The 16,147-nt window shown below is 66.1% G+C and carries 19 protein-coding genes; 9 read left to right on the top strand and 10 right to left on the bottom strand.

Annotated elements, in window-relative coordinates; genetic code table 11:
* Nucleotides 1-97 precede the first annotated feature (97 nt).
* Entirely contained in the window at nt 98-754 is a 657-nt protein-coding gene (locus AC4D2W_RS15895; protein WP_490927877.1) for a GNAT family N-acetyltransferase, read from the top strand.
* 57 nt (nt 755-811) lie between these two features.
* Nucleotides 812-1,969: an alpha-hydroxy-acid oxidizing protein gene (locus tag AC4D2W_RS15890; RefSeq protein ID WP_490927876.1), complete on the top strand. Its 1,158-nt coding sequence runs from the start codon at nt 812-814 to the stop codon at nt 1,967-1,969.
* A 38-nt stretch (nt 1,970-2,007) separates the two neighbouring features.
* Here AC4D2W_RS15890 and AC4D2W_RS15885 read toward each other — a convergent pair whose 3' ends face one another.
* The 3 genes from AC4D2W_RS15885 to AC4D2W_RS15875 all read right to left on the bottom strand — a co-directional run bounded on the left by AC4D2W_RS15885 (nt 2,008) and on the right by AC4D2W_RS15875 (nt 4,422).
* Nucleotides 2,008-2,640 carry a TetR/AcrR family transcriptional regulator gene (locus tag AC4D2W_RS15885; protein WP_490927875.1) on the bottom strand — a complete coding sequence of 211 codons (633 nt, stop codon included), beginning with the start codon at nt 2,638-2,640 and terminating at the stop codon, nt 2,008-2,010.
* Between the two features lie 96 nt (nt 2,641-2,736).
* On the bottom strand, nt 2,737-3,471 hold the full coding sequence (locus AC4D2W_RS15880; RefSeq protein WP_490927874.1) for a glucose 1-dehydrogenase: 735 nt from the start codon (nt 3,469-3,471) through the stop codon (nt 2,737-2,739).
* Between the two features lie 117 nt (nt 3,472-3,588).
* On the bottom strand, nt 3,589-4,422 hold the full coding sequence (locus AC4D2W_RS15875) for a DUF1295 domain-containing protein (RefSeq protein ID WP_490927873.1): 834 nt from the start codon (nt 4,420-4,422) through the stop codon (nt 3,589-3,591).
* A gap of 133 nt (nt 4,423-4,555) precedes the next feature.
* Here AC4D2W_RS15875 and AC4D2W_RS15870 point away from each other — a divergent pair, with 133 nt between their 5' ends.
* Nucleotides 4,556-5,098 (top strand): GNAT family N-acetyltransferase, encoded by a 543-nt coding sequence (locus AC4D2W_RS15870; protein WP_490927872.1) that lies wholly within the window; start codon nt 4,556-4,558, stop codon nt 5,096-5,098.
* Complete coding sequence (locus tag AC4D2W_RS15865; RefSeq protein ID WP_490927884.1) at nt 5,095-5,598, top strand: NUDIX hydrolase; 504 nt, start codon at nt 5,095-5,097, stop codon at nt 5,596-5,598. Before AC4D2W_RS15870 ends, AC4D2W_RS15865 begins: the two co-directional genes overlap by 4 nt.
* Here the strand turns inward: AC4D2W_RS15865 and AC4D2W_RS15860 are convergent.
* Nucleotides 5,595-6,485, bottom strand: coding sequence for a Rieske (2Fe-2S) protein (locus AC4D2W_RS15860; RefSeq protein WP_490927871.1), 891 nt, complete (start codon nt 6,483-6,485; stop codon nt 5,595-5,597). The two genes, AC4D2W_RS15865 and AC4D2W_RS15860, sit on opposite strands and share 4 nt — an antisense overlap.
* A gap of 220 nt (nt 6,486-6,705) precedes the next feature.
* On the opposite strand from AC4D2W_RS15860, the gene AC4D2W_RS15855 reads away from it, so the two are divergent.
* On the top strand, nt 6,706-7,254 hold the full coding sequence (locus AC4D2W_RS15855; RefSeq protein WP_490927870.1) for a hypothetical protein: 549 nt from the start codon (nt 6,706-6,708) through the stop codon (nt 7,252-7,254).
* Here AC4D2W_RS15855 and AC4D2W_RS15850 read toward each other — a convergent pair.
* The 5 genes from AC4D2W_RS15850 to AC4D2W_RS15830 all read right to left on the bottom strand — a co-directional run bounded on the left by AC4D2W_RS15850 (nt 7,251) and on the right by AC4D2W_RS15830 (nt 12,918).
* Nucleotides 7,251-8,045, bottom strand: a complete 795-nt coding sequence (locus tag AC4D2W_RS15850) for an SDR family NAD(P)-dependent oxidoreductase (RefSeq protein WP_490927869.1) — start codon at nt 8,043-8,045, stop codon at nt 7,251-7,253. The genes AC4D2W_RS15855 and AC4D2W_RS15850 overlap by 4 nt on opposite strands.
* 39 nt (nt 8,046-8,084) lie before the next feature.
* The gene (locus AC4D2W_RS15845; protein WP_490927868.1) at nt 8,085-8,660 is read right to left on the bottom strand and encodes a TetR/AcrR family transcriptional regulator; all 576 of its coding nucleotides are present in this window, start codon (nt 8,658-8,660) and stop codon (nt 8,085-8,087) included.
* Nucleotides 8,661-8,844: 184 nt separating this feature from the next.
* Entirely contained in the window at nt 8,845-11,445 is a 2,601-nt protein-coding gene (locus AC4D2W_RS15840) for an MMPL family transporter (RefSeq protein WP_490927867.1), read from the bottom strand.
* A 37-nt stretch (nt 11,446-11,482) separates the two neighbouring features.
* The gene (locus AC4D2W_RS15835) at nt 11,483-12,139 is read right to left on the bottom strand and encodes a TetR/AcrR family transcriptional regulator (protein WP_490927866.1); all 657 of its coding nucleotides are present in this window, start codon (nt 12,137-12,139) and stop codon (nt 11,483-11,485) included.
* Between the two features lie 95 nt (nt 12,140-12,234).
* Complete coding sequence (locus AC4D2W_RS15830; protein WP_490927865.1) at nt 12,235-12,918, bottom strand: alpha/beta hydrolase fold domain-containing protein; 684 nt, start codon at nt 12,916-12,918, stop codon at nt 12,235-12,237.
* 356 nt (nt 12,919-13,274) lie between these two features.
* Here AC4D2W_RS15830 and AC4D2W_RS15825 point away from each other — a divergent pair, with 356 nt between their 5' ends.
* The 4 genes from AC4D2W_RS15825 (at nt 13,275) to AC4D2W_RS15810 (ending at nt 15,683) form a co-directional block, all read left to right on the top strand.
* The gene (locus tag AC4D2W_RS15825) at nt 13,275-14,039 is read left to right on the top strand and encodes an SDR family oxidoreductase (protein ID WP_490927864.1); all 765 of its coding nucleotides are present in this window, start codon (nt 13,275-13,277) and stop codon (nt 14,037-14,039) included.
* Nucleotides 14,040-14,102: 63 nt separating this feature from the next.
* Nucleotides 14,103-14,321, top strand: coding sequence for a hypothetical protein (locus AC4D2W_RS15820; RefSeq protein WP_490927863.1), 219 nt, complete (start codon nt 14,103-14,105; stop codon nt 14,319-14,321).
* 140 nt (nt 14,322-14,461) lie between these two features.
* Nucleotides 14,462-15,139: a YrzE family protein gene (locus AC4D2W_RS15815; protein WP_490927862.1), complete on the top strand. Its 678-nt coding sequence runs from the start codon at nt 14,462-14,464 to the stop codon at nt 15,137-15,139.
* Between the two features lie 43 nt (nt 15,140-15,182).
* Nucleotides 15,183-15,683, top strand: a complete 501-nt coding sequence (locus AC4D2W_RS15810; RefSeq protein ID WP_490927861.1) for a PGPGW domain-containing protein — start codon at nt 15,183-15,185, stop codon at nt 15,681-15,683.
* Here AC4D2W_RS15810 and AC4D2W_RS15805 read toward each other — a convergent pair.
* Nucleotides 15,671-16,135 (bottom strand): MarR family winged helix-turn-helix transcriptional regulator, encoded by a 465-nt coding sequence (locus AC4D2W_RS15805; protein ID WP_490927860.1) that lies wholly within the window; start codon nt 16,133-16,135, stop codon nt 15,671-15,673. The genes AC4D2W_RS15810 and AC4D2W_RS15805 overlap by 13 nt on opposite strands.
* Between the last annotated feature and the right edge of the window lie 12 nt (nt 16,136-16,147).

The following is a 16,147-nucleotide window of genomic DNA, read 5'->3' as shown; positions in this document are numbered from 1 at the left end:
CAGGGCCAGGGGCCCTGCCGCAACATGCGGGTAGATACATGTGGGGAATGAAAAACACTCAACTCCGCCCACCCCACAAGCATGCAACACTGGCGTCATGACTGCTGTGCGCCCCGCCTCCGCCCTCCTCACCGGCCGGTTTGTCCGGCTTGAGCCGCTGACCGCCGATCTGCTGCCGGACCTACACCGGGCCATCGCGGTCCCGGACGTCTTTGCCGGCGGCTACGGAGGCGGGCCGGCTGGACTTCGCGCCGATCCGGATGCCTTCTCCGCCTGGGCTCTGACGTATTACCGGTGGGATGAACTTCCCTTTGCGGTACGGCTGATCCGGGACGGGATCCCCGGCCCCGTGGTGGGCACCAGCACCCTCGCAGATTTGAACCTGCGGCAGGAGACAGTTCAGCTGGGCTGGACCGCCTACAGCCCGGCTGTCTGGGGCACTGCGGTCAACATCGAGACCAAGCTCCTGCTGCTCGGGCATGCCTTCGGTGCCGGATTCGGCCGCGTCAGCATCCAGGCCGATTCCCGCAACGCACGGTCCCGGGCCGCAATCGAGAAGATCGGCGGGATCTTCGAAGGCATCCTGCGGCGGGAGAAGCTCCGCGCGGACGGCACCTGGCGCGACACCGCGGTGTATTCAATACTCGCCGCGGAGTGGCCCGGAGTGCGGGCCGGGCTTCAGGGCAGGCTGAGCCGCTTCACCGGCGCCGTGAAAACCACTGCTGTGAAATCCGTCTCCCCCATTCAGGAGTAGCATTTCCGCCACAACAGCATTTCGGCGACGGCGCCGGAAGCAAACGTGAGGACAATCGTGAGCAGCAACTTCGGGGACTACCAGCTCGGCATCTACCTGAACGGGGCACGGGGCACGCTGCCGGATCTGCCGATGGGTTTTGCCGCGACGGAGGAGCTCGCACAGGTCAGCATGGACCCCCGGACACTCGGCTACGTAGCCGGCGGCGCCGGCGATGAACACACCCAGCGGGCCAACGTGGCCGCCTTCGAGCGGCTGGGCATCATGCCGCGGATGCTTGTTGGCGCCCGGCAGCGGAACCTGGGGATCGATCTGCTGGGACATCAGCTGCCGACGCCGCTGTTCTTCGCGCCCGTGGGAGTCCTGGGTGCGGTGGCGGACGACGGCGACCTGGCCGCAGCGGCGTCGTCGGCTGAGCTGGGCATCCCCATGGTGGCCTCCACGCTGGCCTCCGCGCCCCTGGAACAGGTTCGTGCCGCGGGAGGCGACACCCCGGGGTTCTTCCAGCTCTACCCGCCGGCGGACCGCGAACTCGCGGAAAACCTGGTGCACCGGGCCGAGGCAGCCGGCTACGCGGGAATCGTCATCACGCTGGACACCTGGGTGAACGGCTGGCGTCCGCGGGACCTCAGCGCCGCCTACCTGCCCATGCTCTCGGGCCAGTGCCTGGCCAATTACCTCACCGATGACCGGTTCAAGAAGCTGCTGGCGGAACAGGGCTCCACCGACCCCGCCGCCGCGGTGATGCTCTGGGCCTCACTGTTCGGCAACCCCTCCATGACCTGGGAGGATCTGGCCTGGTTCCGCTCCCTGACCTCGCTGCCCATTTTGCTCAAGGGCATCTGCTCTCCGGAGGACACCCGGCGCGCCCTCGACGGGGGAATGGACGGCATTTACTGCTCCAACCACGGCGGCCGGCAGGCCAACGGCGGCATCCCTGCGATTGATTGCCTGCCCGGCGTGGTGGAAGCGGCCGACGGCGCCCCGGTCCTCTTCGATTCGGGGGTCCGTTCCGGGGTGGACGCGCTCCGCGCGCTCGCCCTCGGGGCAACCGCGGTGGGAATCGGCAGGCCTTACGTCTATGGGCTGGCAGTGGGCGGCCAGGTGGGAATCACACACGTGATGCGCAGCCTGCTCGCCGAAGCGGACCTGACCATGGCGGTCAACGGCTATCCGGATCTGGCTTCCCTGCGCGGATCCCTGCACCGGCTCTGAGTAGCCCGCCTCACCGTGCCTGTCCCTGCCTTTGCCGCTTAATCGGCTGTCGGGAAACCCTCCCGCGGCCACCAGGCGGGCAGCAGGTGAACCAGCGAAGCCAGCCAGGCTTCGACGTCGTCGTCCTCCCGGACCACCCATTGCTCAATCCACGAGGCGTAGGCCCCGCCGAGGAATGCGGCAATGACCTCCGGGTCCACGGGCGGCACCAAAGAGTAGCCCTGCCACACATACAGCGAGAGCAGGAACCGCCGCGCCAGATTGTCCGCCAGAACACCCATGAACGTTCCGGTGTGGAAGAGCGCGCGGTAAACCCGTTCCTCTTCACGGGTGTGCTGCAGGATCAGCCGGACGGCGTCGACATACAGGGTGCTGATTTCCGCAACGGTTTTTCCGGTGCCCCGCTGGTCCAGCACTTCCACCGTGCCCAGCCGGTCCACCACGCCTGCATAGACGCAGGCAGCCAGCTCGTAGATATTGCGGTGGTGGCCGTAAAAGGTGGTGCGGTGCACTCCGGCCTGCTTGCAGAGGGCGGAAACGCTGATATCTGCCAGATCATGATCGCGCAGCAGGGCCAGCAGACCGGCCTCCAGTGACTCCCGGGTACGCGCGGTCCGCGGCTCTTCCGGGGCGGGGCGCCGCAGCGCAGGGAAAAGTTCCGGTTCAGACATAGGACTTATCTTCTCAGATACACGGAAGGGCCCCGCCGAAGCGAAGCCCTTCCGTGCCGCGGCGCTGGGGGACGCCGCAAGCTTATGTGTTATCCGTCAGTGGTTTGCGAGTCCGGCGGTTTCGCCGCCGTCCACCACAAACTCCGCTCCGGATGAGAACGACGAATCGTCGCTGGCCAGGAACAGGACCATGTTGGAGACTTCCTCAGCCTCGCCCATGCGGCGCAGGGCCACGTGGTTCATGGGGTTCTCCATGCCCTCGGTCATCGGGGTTTTGATAACGCCCGGGTGCACCGAATTCACGCGGATCCCGTACTTGCCCAGGTCCAGGGCCACCGACTTGGTCAGGCCGCGCACGGCGTACTTCGTGGCGGTGTAGCCCGGCAGCTCCACGAAACCCTGCAGGCCTGCGGTGGAGGAGATGTTGATGATGGAGCCCGCCTTGGATTCCTTCAGGGCCGGAATGGCGGCCTTGATGCCCAGGAAAACGCCGGTCAGGTTGATACCCACAATGGCGTTCCACTGATCGAGGGTGAAGTCCTCAATATGGCCGAAGTTGGCGATGCCGGCGTTGTTGACCAGCACGTCCAGTCCGCCGAACTCGGTAACCGCCGTCTGGACGGCCGCTTCCCAGTCCTCGGGCTTGGTGACGTCCAGGTGGACGTAACGGGCGTTCTCGCCGAGCTGTTCGGCCGTCTTCTGCCCCTCGGCATCCAAGATGTCGCCAATGACGACGCGTGCGCCCTCTTCCACGAGGCGACGGGCATGCGCGGATCCCATGCCCCGTGCGCCGCCGCTGATCAGTGCTACTTTGCCGCTTACGCGTGCCATTTCAAATCTCCTTAGGTGTGAACACGATGTTCTCAGTTATTCAACACCTGTCGAAAAGATTGTAGTCCGAAAATGCCAAGAGTGTGGCACGCAAAACACGCGGGCGTGTTGCATGTCCTATCCGGCCGGTTGCCGCCCCGCCGCCGGACGCAGCCGGTGCCGGGGCGGCAGCGGAATAATCGCCGAAGTCCGGCGCTGGTACTGGACGTAGTCCGGATACCGTGATCGCGAGATGCTCTCCGTAAACACCGTAGATCCGACAAAGAGGAGGGTCAGCAGCACGGCGCCCAATACGGTCCAGTGCAGCCAGCCGCCCGTGGCCGTCACCGCAAACCCGTAAAACAGCCACCACTGGGCCTGTTCGAAAAAGAAATTGGGATGGCGGGAAAAACGGAACAGCCCTGTTTGGCGGAAACCCGGCCGGGGGGTTCGTCCCGCTTCCCGTTCAGCGGCTTTCCACTGGTGAAAGTCCCACTGCTGCTGATCAGCCGCGGTCTCTCCGGCCAGGGCAGCCACAAACAGCACCGCCAGGACCCAGTCCCCGGCGTTGAGCGGAGCGCTGTGGTCATAAACGGTGAGGGCCGGCAAGGTCATCAGGAAAATGATGATGTTTTGGTAGACACTGATGAACACCAGATTGAAGGCGGCGAACTGCCACGGCTTTAGGCGCCGGCGGAGGATCGACCAGCGGTAATCTTCACCGCCGGGCGCATAGCCGCCCTTGCGGGCGAAGTTGAATGTCAGCCGGGCGCCCCACAAAGTTACCAACACCGCCATCAGCACCAGCCGCGGCGCGAAGCCGGATGCCGCAGCGAAAACCCACACATACGCAAGGGGAACCAGGGACCAGATGCGGTCCGTCCACGAGTACTCCCGCGTGATCAGGGACAGTACCCAGGTTCCGGCACAGGCGGCGGCAAGGATCCACAGGCAAATCAGAACCGGGTTCATCACTGGAGACTACGCGCGCGGGCAGCCAGGCGGAACGCTGCCGGCCCGAAGCCTGAACGCAAGCCGCCGGTTAGGCTGCCGCTGCGGATCCCGCTCTGAAGCCCCGGACGACGGCGGCTGGTAGCCTCGGCCCATGACCTCGCTTTCCCTGCGGCCCTGGCTGCAGTCCGACGCCGGAGCCCTGGTGGCCGCGTACCTCGGCAGCCCGGATCTGGAGCACCAGCTCGACGCCGGCGCCGGAACGCGGGCAGGCGCGCAACAGGTCATCCGGGAAGACCTGGGCTGGGACCCGCAGGCCGCCTGCAACCTGGCCCTGGAGATGGACGGTGCAGTGGTGGGAAACGTGGGCATCAGCAACATCAACGAACGCCACGGCACGGCGTGGACGTACTACTGGCTTGCGGCGCCGTCGCGGGGAAGAGGTTTGGCGGCCCGGGCGGCAGCCTCGCTGGGTAACTGGGCGCTGACGGATCTGATGCTCCACCGCTTGGAACTGGGGCATCGCACCAACAATCCCGCCTCCTGCGCGGTGGCAGGATCCGCCGGGTTTAAACCGGAGGGAATCCAGCGTGCGAAGCTGCGCTACGGAATGGAAAGGTTCGACGTCGAAACACACGCCCGGCTCGCCACGGATCCCCCGCCGGCCTTGCCCCTGATCGAATTGATCCTGCCCTGAGCGCCGGAACCCGCGGGGAAATTTCCGGGTCCGTTAGGCCTTCCGGGCTCGCGGCGGTCTCCTGCGTGATCTTCCGTAAGGGGAATTCGGTCCTGCTGCAGCGGCGCGGCACCACCGGCTATCTGGACGGCTACTGGGCAACGGCGGCAGCCGGGCATGTGGAGACGGGAGAGTCCGCCGTCGCGTGCGCCGTGCGGGAGACCAGAGAGGAACTGGGGCTCACGGTCGACGCCGATCACCTGGTGCCGCTGACCGCCCTGCACCGCAGCGACCCGGGCGGTGCGGACCGCGTTGACTTCTTCTTCCTCTGCACGGGGTGGACCGGAGAACCGGCAGTTCAGGAACCGGAGAAGGCCACGGACCTGCAGTGGTTTCCGCTGGACGCGCTCCCGCCATTGGTAGTTCCGCACGAACGCCTGGTGTTCCATGGACTGGCACGCAATGAGCTGGCACCCTTCTTGACTGTGGGTTTTGATTGGCGGGTTCCCCGCCACAATTAGTCCTCGGCGCCCGTGAGGCTGACTTCGAGCTGGCCGCCGCGGACCCGGGTCTGGAATACCGGCTGCGGCGCCGTGGCCGGACCGCGCATTACTTCGCCGCTCTCAACCGAGAAGGTACTGCCGTGCCAGGGGCAGACGACGCACAGCTGACCGCCGGTTTCCTGAAGGTGCCCTTCATGCAGCGGTCCCCCCAGATGGGAGCAGGTGTCCGCCAGCACCGAGACGGCGGCCGCGTCCGTTCCCGCGCGGCGCAGCACCATCAGCGGAATGCTGCCCAGTGAGGCCGCCCGCGGCTGTCCGGCCGCGAACGCCTCCACGGGGCCGAGCGAGTGCCATCCGGCGGGGACTTCTTCCGAAAGATCTTCGTTGCGGTTCACTCCCGCGCCCTGGCGATAGGAGAGGTGGCCGCCGAGGAAGCCGCCGACGCCGGAAACGGCCAGGCCGCCGAAAGCCAGCATCTTTCCCTTTCCATGGTCGCCGCGGTTTCGGGCCAGCCACGAGGCGGCGTACAGGACGGTGGCAACGGCGTTGCTGGCCTGATGCACTATCCCGGTTCGCTGCTGCGGCGTGTCCAGCTGGGAAAAGTCGGTGACGCCGGTCAGCGCCGAGGGAACCGCAGACAAAACACCCAGACCGACCAGCGTTTTGGCGGCCCTCCGGTTGCCCGGCAACAGATCCAGGACAGCCGCGGAAACCCAGGCACCCAGCGGAACAACCACCATCAGCGGATGCACCGGATGCCCCAGCGGAACGCCGTGCAGCGCATCGGCGACCTTCCCCGAGGGCACCGCCTTCTTGACCAGCCCGGCCACCGCTCCTGCGGCGGGATCCAGCCAGGCCGCCCCTTCAAGCTTGTCGACGTAATGAACCAAAGGCAGACGCGGCATGTTGTTCTCCTCAGACGGCGCTGGTGGAATGTTCAACAGAGTAACCACCGCCGTCGCCGGGCACCACCGTATTTGATGCCGGCGGCCATAAAGGCGGAAGCTCTACGGACAGTATGTTGACGGGTGCCTTCCACGTCCGGTGGCTGCGGAGCCCTGCAGGGGAATTGCCTGAAACGGCTGAAAGGGGACAAACCGGGCACCCGTCCGGCACAATGGCGCCATGACTTCGGGGGATGACACTGGCGCATCAACGCTGACGTTCCGGACGCGGATGCCAACACGGTACCGGCTCCTTCTCGGTTTCCTGGGACTTGCCGTCCTGGCCGGGACCGCAGCTGCCGCCGCCGAGGCCGGCGCGGGTGTCCTGCTGCCCGGCCTGTTCGTCGCCGCGATCATCGCCCCCATCGTGATGATGCGGGCGCAGATCCGCGTGGGACCGCAGAGCCTTCACCTCCGCGTGGCCGGCATCATCTCCACCGAGGTTCCCTACCGCGAGATTACGGCCATCTCCGCAGGCCCGGTCACCGGCCTGCGCGAGGGCATGGGCCTGCGCATCCTTCCGGGTGGCACCGGCTACCTTGTGGGCGGGCCATCGGTTCGCATCGGCTGCAGGTATACCGACGTGCTAGTGTCCTGCAGCGAGCCGGACCGGCTGCTCGCAGCCGTCACACCGTTGCTGCCCGCCCTCCCTGCGCCGCGGCCCGGGCGAGGGACACCTTCGCCGCTCCGATCCGTTCGGCCACCCGACGGACCCGGCACGAGGGTCTAGGACAGCATGCTCTTGCGGCCGTCCGCAATGGCGCTGTGGCTGGACATCCCGCCGTCAACGGTCAGGAGCTGGCCGGTGATGTACCGGGACTCATCCGAGGCCAGGAACACCATGGCGGCGGCAATATCCTCCGGAGCTCCAATGAACGGCAGCGAGTTGTGCCCCCGGATGGACTCGATGACGTCCGCCGAAAGGTTGTCCCGCAGTGCCGGAGTCATAATGGCGCCGGGGGCAATCGCGTTGCACCGCACGTACTGCTCGCCGTACTGGGTGGCAATGTACTGGGTCAGACGGATCACTGCGGCTTTGGCTGTTCCGTACGCTGCCTGCAGGAAGTCGCCGGAGATCCCGGCAACGGAGGCGGTGTTGATGATGGATCCGCCCCCGGCGGCAATAATGTGGGGCAGGGCAGCGCGGGAACCAACCACCGTGCTGCGCACGTTCAGGGCCATCGTCCGGTCAAATTCGGCCATGTCCATGCGCAGGAGATCGAGGTCTTTGCGTGGATTGCTGCCGCCCACGTGGTTGCACATGATGTGCAGGGCGCCGAATTCTTCCACCGCGGACTCCACGAGCCCGTGCAGCGATTCCTCCTCCATTGCATTCACGGCGCGGCCGACGGCGCGGCCGCCTGCCGCGGTAATTTCAACGGCCGCCTGGGCTGCTTTGTCCGGATCCAGGTCACCGATCATTACGGCGGCGCCCTCCGCAGCCATCATTACGGCGGCGGCCCGCCCGATGCCGCTGGCACCTCCGGTGATGACGGCAACCTTGTTTTGCAAACGGTTCATGGTGTTCTCCTGCGTTTCTCTTGCGGTGCGCCGGTGCCCTTACGACACCGGAAAAATCAGTGCATTCACTGCCGGCCCGTAAAGGGCGGCCAAAGTGTGCTCGTCCGCCTCCATCAGGGCGGTGTCTCCGCGGAGGGCGAGGGCGTCCAGAAGTCCCAGCAGCTGCGCGGTGATCAGCGTGCTGCGCACGCGTGGCTGCGGTCCGTCCAGCCGTTCTGTCAGCGGTTGCACAAGCCCGTCCTCGATCGCCTGGGCGAGGTTCTGCCCTACCTTTTTGTTGCCCGAGGCCCGCATGAGGATGCCGTAGACGCGCAGGGCCCGGGTGCCGCGCATCTTTGCGGCCGCCCCCACCAGCGCACCGGCCAGGTCCGGCAGCGGAGCCTGCAGCGCCTGCTCAAACGCCCGGTGCATCCGGATGGTGGCCAGGAACAGGTCTTCCTTGCTGCCGAAATAGCGAATCACCAGTGCGGCGTCGGCACCGGCTGCCGCGGCTATGGACCGCACGGATGTGTTTTGGAAACCCTGCTCGGAAAAGAGCCGGGCTGCCGCTTCGGCGATGCGCCGGCGCGTTTCAGCGGAGGACTCCTGGAAGGGGGAAGACTCGGAATCCTGCATGGTGCTCCTTGGAAACGGCAGCTGGGTGTCAACAGCGTTGACACCCACTTTAGACCTCGCCCGGATTCCCTGTCAACGCCGTTGACAAGGGCCGCGGGCTGCGGGTCGCCGGAGAGTTAAAACGGAGGTGCCGCCCACCTCCAAACGGAGAGGGGCGGCACCGGGCACTGCAGAGCTGAAGGGATCAGCGGCGGGCGGAAACGCCGTCGTCCGCTTCGGCAACAGCGGGCGACGTGCCGGCTGTTTCGACGGGCGACGCCGGCTGCGCGTCCTCATGCGGATGGCGGCGTTCCAGGGACGCACCCTCGACGTCGACATCCGGCACGATCCGGTCCAGCCACTTGGGCAGCCACCAGGCCTTGTCCCCGGCCAGGTGCATAAGCGCCGGAATCAGCAGCATCCGCACCACGAAGGCATCCAGAAGGACACCGAAGGCCAGCGCAAAGCCAATGGGCCGGATCATGGTGCTGTGCGAGAAGATGAAGCCGCCGAACACGGACGCCATGATGATGGCTGCGGCGGTCACCACTGAGCGGCCGGCCCGCACACCCTGGACCACGGCGACACGCGCCGGGGCTCCGTGGGCGTAGGCCTCGCGCATGCCCGACCCCAGGAAGAGCATGTAGTCCATGGCCAGGCCAAAGAGAATGCCCACGAGGATGGTCGGCAGGAAGCTCAGAATCGGGCCGGGGGTCTCCACGCCGAAGACGCCGGAGAGCCAGCCCCACTGGTAGATGGCCACGACGCCGCCCAGGGCTGCGAAGTAGGACAGGATAAAGCCCAGGGTCGCAATCACCGGCACGAAGATGGAACGGAAGACCAGGATCAGGATCAGCAGTGACAGGCCCACCACGACGCCGAGGTAGATCGGCAGCGCGTCGGACAGCTTGTCCGAGATGTCGATGTTGCCGCTCGCGGATCCGGCCACGCCAATCTCATACTTGCCGTCCAGCGGGGAAAGGTCCCGGAGGGCGTGCACGAGGTTTTCAGTGGACTCGCTGGTGGGTCCTTCGGTCGGAACCACCTGGAAGGCAGCCACCGTCCGGTCCTCGGAGGTGCCGATCGGAGCAACTGCAGAGACGTCCTGCTGATCGAACAGGGCCCGGGCAATTTCCGCCTGGGCTGCCGTGGTTTCTTCTTCTGTGAGCTCTCCGGGCAGCTCTGCCACTACCAGCAGGGTGCCGTTCTGGCCTTCACCGAATTTCTCGGATACCGCAGCGTAGGCCTGGTACTGGCTGGAGTCATGCGCCTCGGACGAGCCGTCCGGCAGGTTCTGCCGCAGATCCAGCGCGGGGATCGCGATCAGCAGCAGTCCGGCGACGGCGGCGACCACGGTAAGGATGGCGCGTCCGGTGCCCATGGGCTTGGCAGGCACACTCTCGGGACGGCCGTTTCCGGCTGCCGGGCCGTCCGTCGTCGCGGCTGAGTGCTTGGGGCCGCGGCGGGCGGCATCGCCGTGCCCCTCGAGGGCGGCACGTTCCTTGCGGCTGAGCACGCGCATGCCGGCGATCTTCAGCAGGGCCGGCGTCAGGGTGACGGCGATCAGCACGGCAACCGCAACACAGGCTGCACCAACGCTGCCCATCAGGCCCAGGAAGGGAATCCCGGTGACATTCAGGGCCAGCAGCGCGATGAACACGGTTGCGCCGGCGAACACCACGGCATTGCCGGAGGTGCCGTTGGCCAGGGCAATGGATTCCTGGATGGCGTAGCCGGACTTCAGCTGGCGCCGGTGCCGGTTGACGATGAACAGGGCGTAGTCGATGCCGACGGCCAGGCCGAGCATCAGACCCAGGATGGGGGTGATGGAGGCCATTTCGACGACGCCGGAGAAGGCCAGCGCGCCCAGGGCACCGATGCCGACGCCGATCAGCGCGGTCAGCAGCGGCAGCCCGGCGGCGATGAAGCTGCCCAGCATGACCACCAGCACCACTGCGGCGACGGCGAGGCCCACCACTTCGCCAACACCGAAGAGGCTGGGGACGGCTGCGGCAACTTCAGCGGAGTAGTCCACCTTGACGCCGTCGATCGGCTCATCATCGAAGGCGGCCACGAGAGCGTCCTTCGTTTCCTGCGTCACTTCCATCTGGGTCTCGCTGAAGACCACGTTCACCACGGCGGCGCTGCCGTCTTCGGAAACGGTGCGGATTTCCTTGGCCATTTCCAGCAGTTCGGCGCCCTGCTCGGCAGGAAGGGCCTGTGCTTCAAGATCGGCGCTGGAAGCGTCGAGTTTGGCACGGTTGGCGTCCAGGGCAGCCTGCTGCGCATCCAGCCCGGCCAGCACCTCCGCCGATGCTCCCCCGGCAGTGGCCTGCGCACGCGCGGCATCAAGCTGGGCCTGGCCGGAGTCGAGCTGAGCCCGTGCCTGCTCCAGCTGGGCGCGGCCGGCGTCGATCTGTGCCTGCCCCTGGGCCAGCTGCTGGGCCTGGGCGGCCCGGTCAGCCTCGGTGGCAAAGGGGTCGACGACCGTTTCCACGCCGTCGAGCTCTCCTGCCTTGGTGACCAGGGCGGAGATCTCCTGCTGCTGTTCCGGGCTGAAGGCGGAGCCGTCTTCAGTCTGGACAATTACCGAACCCGCTCCGCCGGAGGCCTGCGGAAGTTTTTCCTGGAGGCGTTCGGTCACCTGCGTGGTGGGGGTGTTGGGGATGGAAAACGAGGTGGCCAGTGTGCCGCCGAAGAGCGCAAATGCCGCTCCGGCAACCACCAGTACTGCGATCCAGACCGCCAACACGATACGGGCACGGCGTGCAGCCGCCCGGCCTAGTCGGTAGAGGAATTCAGCCATGAGAGTCCTAACAGGGGGTGGACGGGATAGGGAAGTTTTAGGCCATTTGCCTGGGCGGCGATTCGGTGCCGTGGCCGTTCCGGACTGCTCGGATGAGCCGTTCCAGGTGCCGGGTCCAGACCTCGCGTGACTGAGGCGTATCCACGGCGGCTGTTTCCGCGGCCCAGTGGTGGTACAGGACCCCCACGCCGCCGGCGACGGATCCCACCAGGAGGTGGACGGCAAGTTTGTCCGCGTCCGGTCGGCGGCGGAGCATAGCGGCCAGCAGCCGGTTGCTCACCTCCGTAAAAACGCGGAGGGTCATCAGCGCCTGGCGCGGGGACGACTCTTCGTTGGGTCCGCCCAGCATGCGGGTCAGGTAGGCCATGGGAGCCACCAAATCGGTGGAGCGGAATGCTTCCGCCACTTCTTCCATCATCGATGCCTCGGTGCCGCCGCCCTCCGGCGGCACTTCCGCCAGGGTTTCGACGACGGCGTTGAGCACGTCGCCGCACACTTCAATCACCACGTCATCCACTGAGGAGAAATGGTTGAAGACGGTGCGCCGGGAGACATCCGCGCGCACGGCCAGCTCATCCACGGTGAAGTCGATTCCCGTCCGTTCCTCCATCAGCGCTGCGGCGGCATCGACAATGGCCTGCCGGTGGCGGCTTTTAAGGGCGGCGCGGCGGTCGGGGGAAGAGTCTGGAAGCACGCTTCTACACTAAGTGCACCGATGCACTAGGTGCAATTTCTTTATGGGGCTTCTTCGGAGAGCGTATGGACCGGCCCGGCCGCAGCGGAGGAGGGTCACGCCGGCTTCACTGCCGCACCCTTCACAACGCCGGCAATACGGTCCAGGGCGCTGGCGGCTTCCGGGGTGAAGGCAGCCACCACATAAACGTGGAATCCGTCCGGGGCAACCTGCAGTTCCACGGGCGTCCCCGCGGCCGCTGCCTTGGCTGCGAACCGCTCAGCGTCCGGCAGCAGCAGGTCGCTGCCGCCCTGGAAAAGAAGGATGGGAGGGAGGTCCTCGAGGGTGTCATTGACGGGGCTGACCCGCCACGAGTCCAGGGGCAGGCCGTCCGCCCAAAGCCGGGCGGCATAGAGGAGCCCGGGGACATCCAGCAGAGGATCGTGCCGCTGCAGCCGCTCAATGGCTGGGTTGGTCATACTGCAGTCCACCCAGGGAGCAACCAGGAATACGGCGTCGGGCCGGGCTTTTCCCCGGTTCCGGCGGTCTATCAGGTGGGCCAGGGCCAGGCCGCCGCCGGCCGAATCACCGGCCAGAAAAAGGGGGGCTGCGGGCGAGCGGCGGCGGATGCCTTCACATACCGCATCGACAAACGGCAGCGCCTCCGCCACGGAGTGCTGCGGCGCCAGGCCGTACAGCGGCACCGTAACCGTTGCCCCGGTACGCCGGATGATGGCCGAAATGATCCACCAGTGCGGCCGCCGCAGCGGAAAAACGTAGGCACCTCCGTGCAGGTACATCAGCTCTGCACCGGACGGAAGACCAGTGCCGGACGGATGGCGGGGTGTCAGGGTGATGACCGGAAACCCCTCAACCGTATTCCTCCCAACGCGGCATCTGCGGCGGAGGGCCAAGGGGACGTTCGGGGAGCGCCGCCGGCCGGCGGTGCGCCGGACCGCTTCCTCCGTCCGAAAGGGCCTTGGCGCCGCACTCAGGGCCAGCCGTACAAGCTTCATGCGCAGGGACATGGTTACGCTCCGGTTTTTTGGCGGCTGATTGGGTGGAGTTCACCTCAGGGTACCGGCGCAACACCCTGTGTGCGACGCTCGAATTACCGCAGCTGTCCGGGCTCAAGGCCCATAGCGAAGGAGATCCCATGACCACCATCCTGGTTGTCGGTGCCACCGGCAGCATCGGCCACCTGGTGGTCGCGGAAGCACTGCGCCAGGGCTACGCCACCCGGGCCCTGGTGCGGAACCGGGCCAAGGCGTCCCGGCTGCTGCCCGAGGATGCCGACGTCGTCGTGGGGGACGTGACCCGGCCTCAGACCCTGCAGGCGGCCGTGGAGAGAGTTGATGCCGTCATCCTCACTCTGGGGTCGGAAAGCGGGGAAAGTGCCGAAAGCGTCGACTACGGCGGAGTACGCAATGTGCTGGAGGCGCTGGGCAACCGGCAGGTCCGGATTGTCCTCATGACCGCCATCGGGCTGACCAGCCGTTCCGGCAGTTTCGCGGAAATGCTCGACTGGAAGCGCCGCTCGGAGCGCCTGGTGCGGGCCAGCGGCCTGCCCTACACCATTGTTCGGCCGGGCTGGTTCGATTACAACGATGCCGGCCAGCAGCGCCTCGTGGCCTTGCAGGGGGATCCGAGGCACACCGGCACACCGGTCGACGGCGCGGTGTCCCGCCGCCAGATTGCCCAGGTTCTGGTGCATGCAGTCGGTTCCGGGGAAGCGGTGGGCAAGACCCTGGTGCTGATCTCGGAAACCGGCTCCGCCACCATCGACTTCGACGGGTTCTTCGCTCCGCTGGAACGTGATCCGCAGGGCGCTTTGGACGGCGTCGGAGATCCCGGAAACATGCCGCTGGACCGGGAGTCCGCAGCCGTGCGCCGGGATCTGGCCGCCGTAGCCGGACACTGATTCCGGCACACTGTGCAAGGCTGGGCAGGTACGCGCAGCCCACATCACCGGCAGGAGAACAAGATGAGTACCCAGGACCGCAACGTCAACCCCGGAGCCGACGCCATGGAAAACAATTTGGCCGGCACGCGGGACGAGTTCAACGACGAGGTAACGGCACGGCTCGTGGAAGCAGCCAAGTCCCAGGAGCAGGACGGGGGCCGAGACGAGGAACGCGAGGAACAGCCCGCCCTGGAAGTGGACGAGGAAACCCCTGCCTCGGAGGCCGAAGCTTCCTCGTAATGTCCCGCGGCCCCCGGGGCGGGTTGACCCGCTGTCTGGGAGCCAAACAGGGAAGTAGTAAGCAAGCTGTCTTTTTGGGGTGATTGTTCCTAGTCTGGTTATAGGAATGGGGGACACCGCACAGGAAAGGGAGTTCTGTCATGAGTACCAATCCAGGGCCGGCGGGCCAGCCGGAGCGCAAAGCAACCCCGTCCAACGTTCATCCAGCAGGCGAGGGCACAGGCACCCACGCAGCACACGCAGTCCCGGGTTCCAACCGGGACACTGATGCCACCAGCCGCGAACAGGTTGTCGACCGGGAGAAGGACCAGTTTGGCGGCGTCAAAGTTGGGTCCGCCTTCTTCGGATGGCTGACCACGGCGGGAACCACAGTGCTGCTGAGCGCCATCGCCACCGCCTTCGGGGCTGCGCTGCTTGCCAACAATGTTGATGCAGCCGGCGAGGCAGCCTCAAATCCGGAGGGAGCAGGGATTGCCGGAGCCGTTCTGCTCACGGTCATTCTTTTCGTGGCTTACTTCTGCGGTGGTTACGTTGCCGGCCGGATGGCTCGGTTCAACGGCGTTAAGCAAGGAGTGGCGGTTTGGGTGTGGGGGATCATCATTGCCCTCGTGCTGGCCCTGATCGGAATGATTGCAGGGAACGAGCTGGACATTAACGCCCAGCTGAACACCTATCCCCAGTTCTCCGGGGACGATACGGCGGCGGCTGTTATTTCTGCCGTCATAGCTGCCTTGGTTGCCCTCGCCGGGGCAATTCTGGGCGGCCTGGCCGGCATGCGCTTCCACCGCCGCGTGGACAAGGCAGGCCTCGGCGCTTGAAGATGATTCACCAGGACCAGGCTCCACTCACGGAACGGAAGCAATGAACACCGGCAAACTGCCGCCATGGGTCAGGCGAACCGGCATAGAAGTGGCGGGATGGACGCTGATCGTGCTGGGACTGGCGGCATTGGTCCTCCCCGGGCCGGGCCTCCTCGGCCTAGTGGCGGGGCTGGCCGTCCTGTCCCTGAGATACGAGTGGGCCCAGCGGTTCCTGCGCCCGGTGAAGGCGAAGGCCTTCCAGGCGGCGGCAACGGGGGTCCAAACCTGGCCTCGCATCTGCGTCAGCATTGTCGGCGCCCTTGCCGTCATGGCTGCAGGAATTGTCTGGGGGGTCTGGGCAAGGGTGCCCCAGTGGTGGCCATATGCCGACAAGCTGTGGCTTCCCGGCGGCTGGGGCACGGGGACCGGGCTGATCATCTCGAGCCTGATTGCCCTGGGCCTCATTGGCTACAGCTTCCGCAGGTTTCGCCGGAGCTCTCCGCAAAAACTCCAAAACACGGACCCCAGAAGCAGTGAGCCGGCAGATCGTCAGGAACCCTGAGCGGACCTAAGCGACTGGTTGAGGGTACGGAGCGCTTGGACCGCAGCATCCAATGCTGCCGCCTCCGGTTCGTCAAGGCCGGCAAGCGCCTTCCGAATGGGCCCCGCCCAAGCATCGGCGATGGCTTCATCCTGATCCAGGGCTTTGCCCGTCGGGAAGAGCCTGCTCACGCGGCGGTCACTTGAGCTGCTTTCCCTGGTGACCAGGCCGCGCTCCGTGAGGGTGCGGACGGCCGCGCTCGCGTTGCTCTGCTTCAGCGCCATGTCTCTTGAGAGTTCAGTCACCGTCATTCCCGGTGCGTCCAGCACATGCTTCAGCACAGCCAAATCCGTGGACGTCAGGAGGTCGATCCCGGTCACTTCCGGGACACGCCTGTGAATGGTCCAGGAGAGGTCCCGCAGAAGCATGGCCAATTCGCGCCTGCGCGCTGCAGCCTCAGTGTTGTCCGCCATCCCTTCAGCATA

The sequence above is a fragment of the Arthrobacter sp. TJ-58 genome, assembly GCF_058269295.1.
Note: the sequence above shows the minus strand (reverse complement) of the source record. Positions and strands in the feature narration are given on the sequence as shown.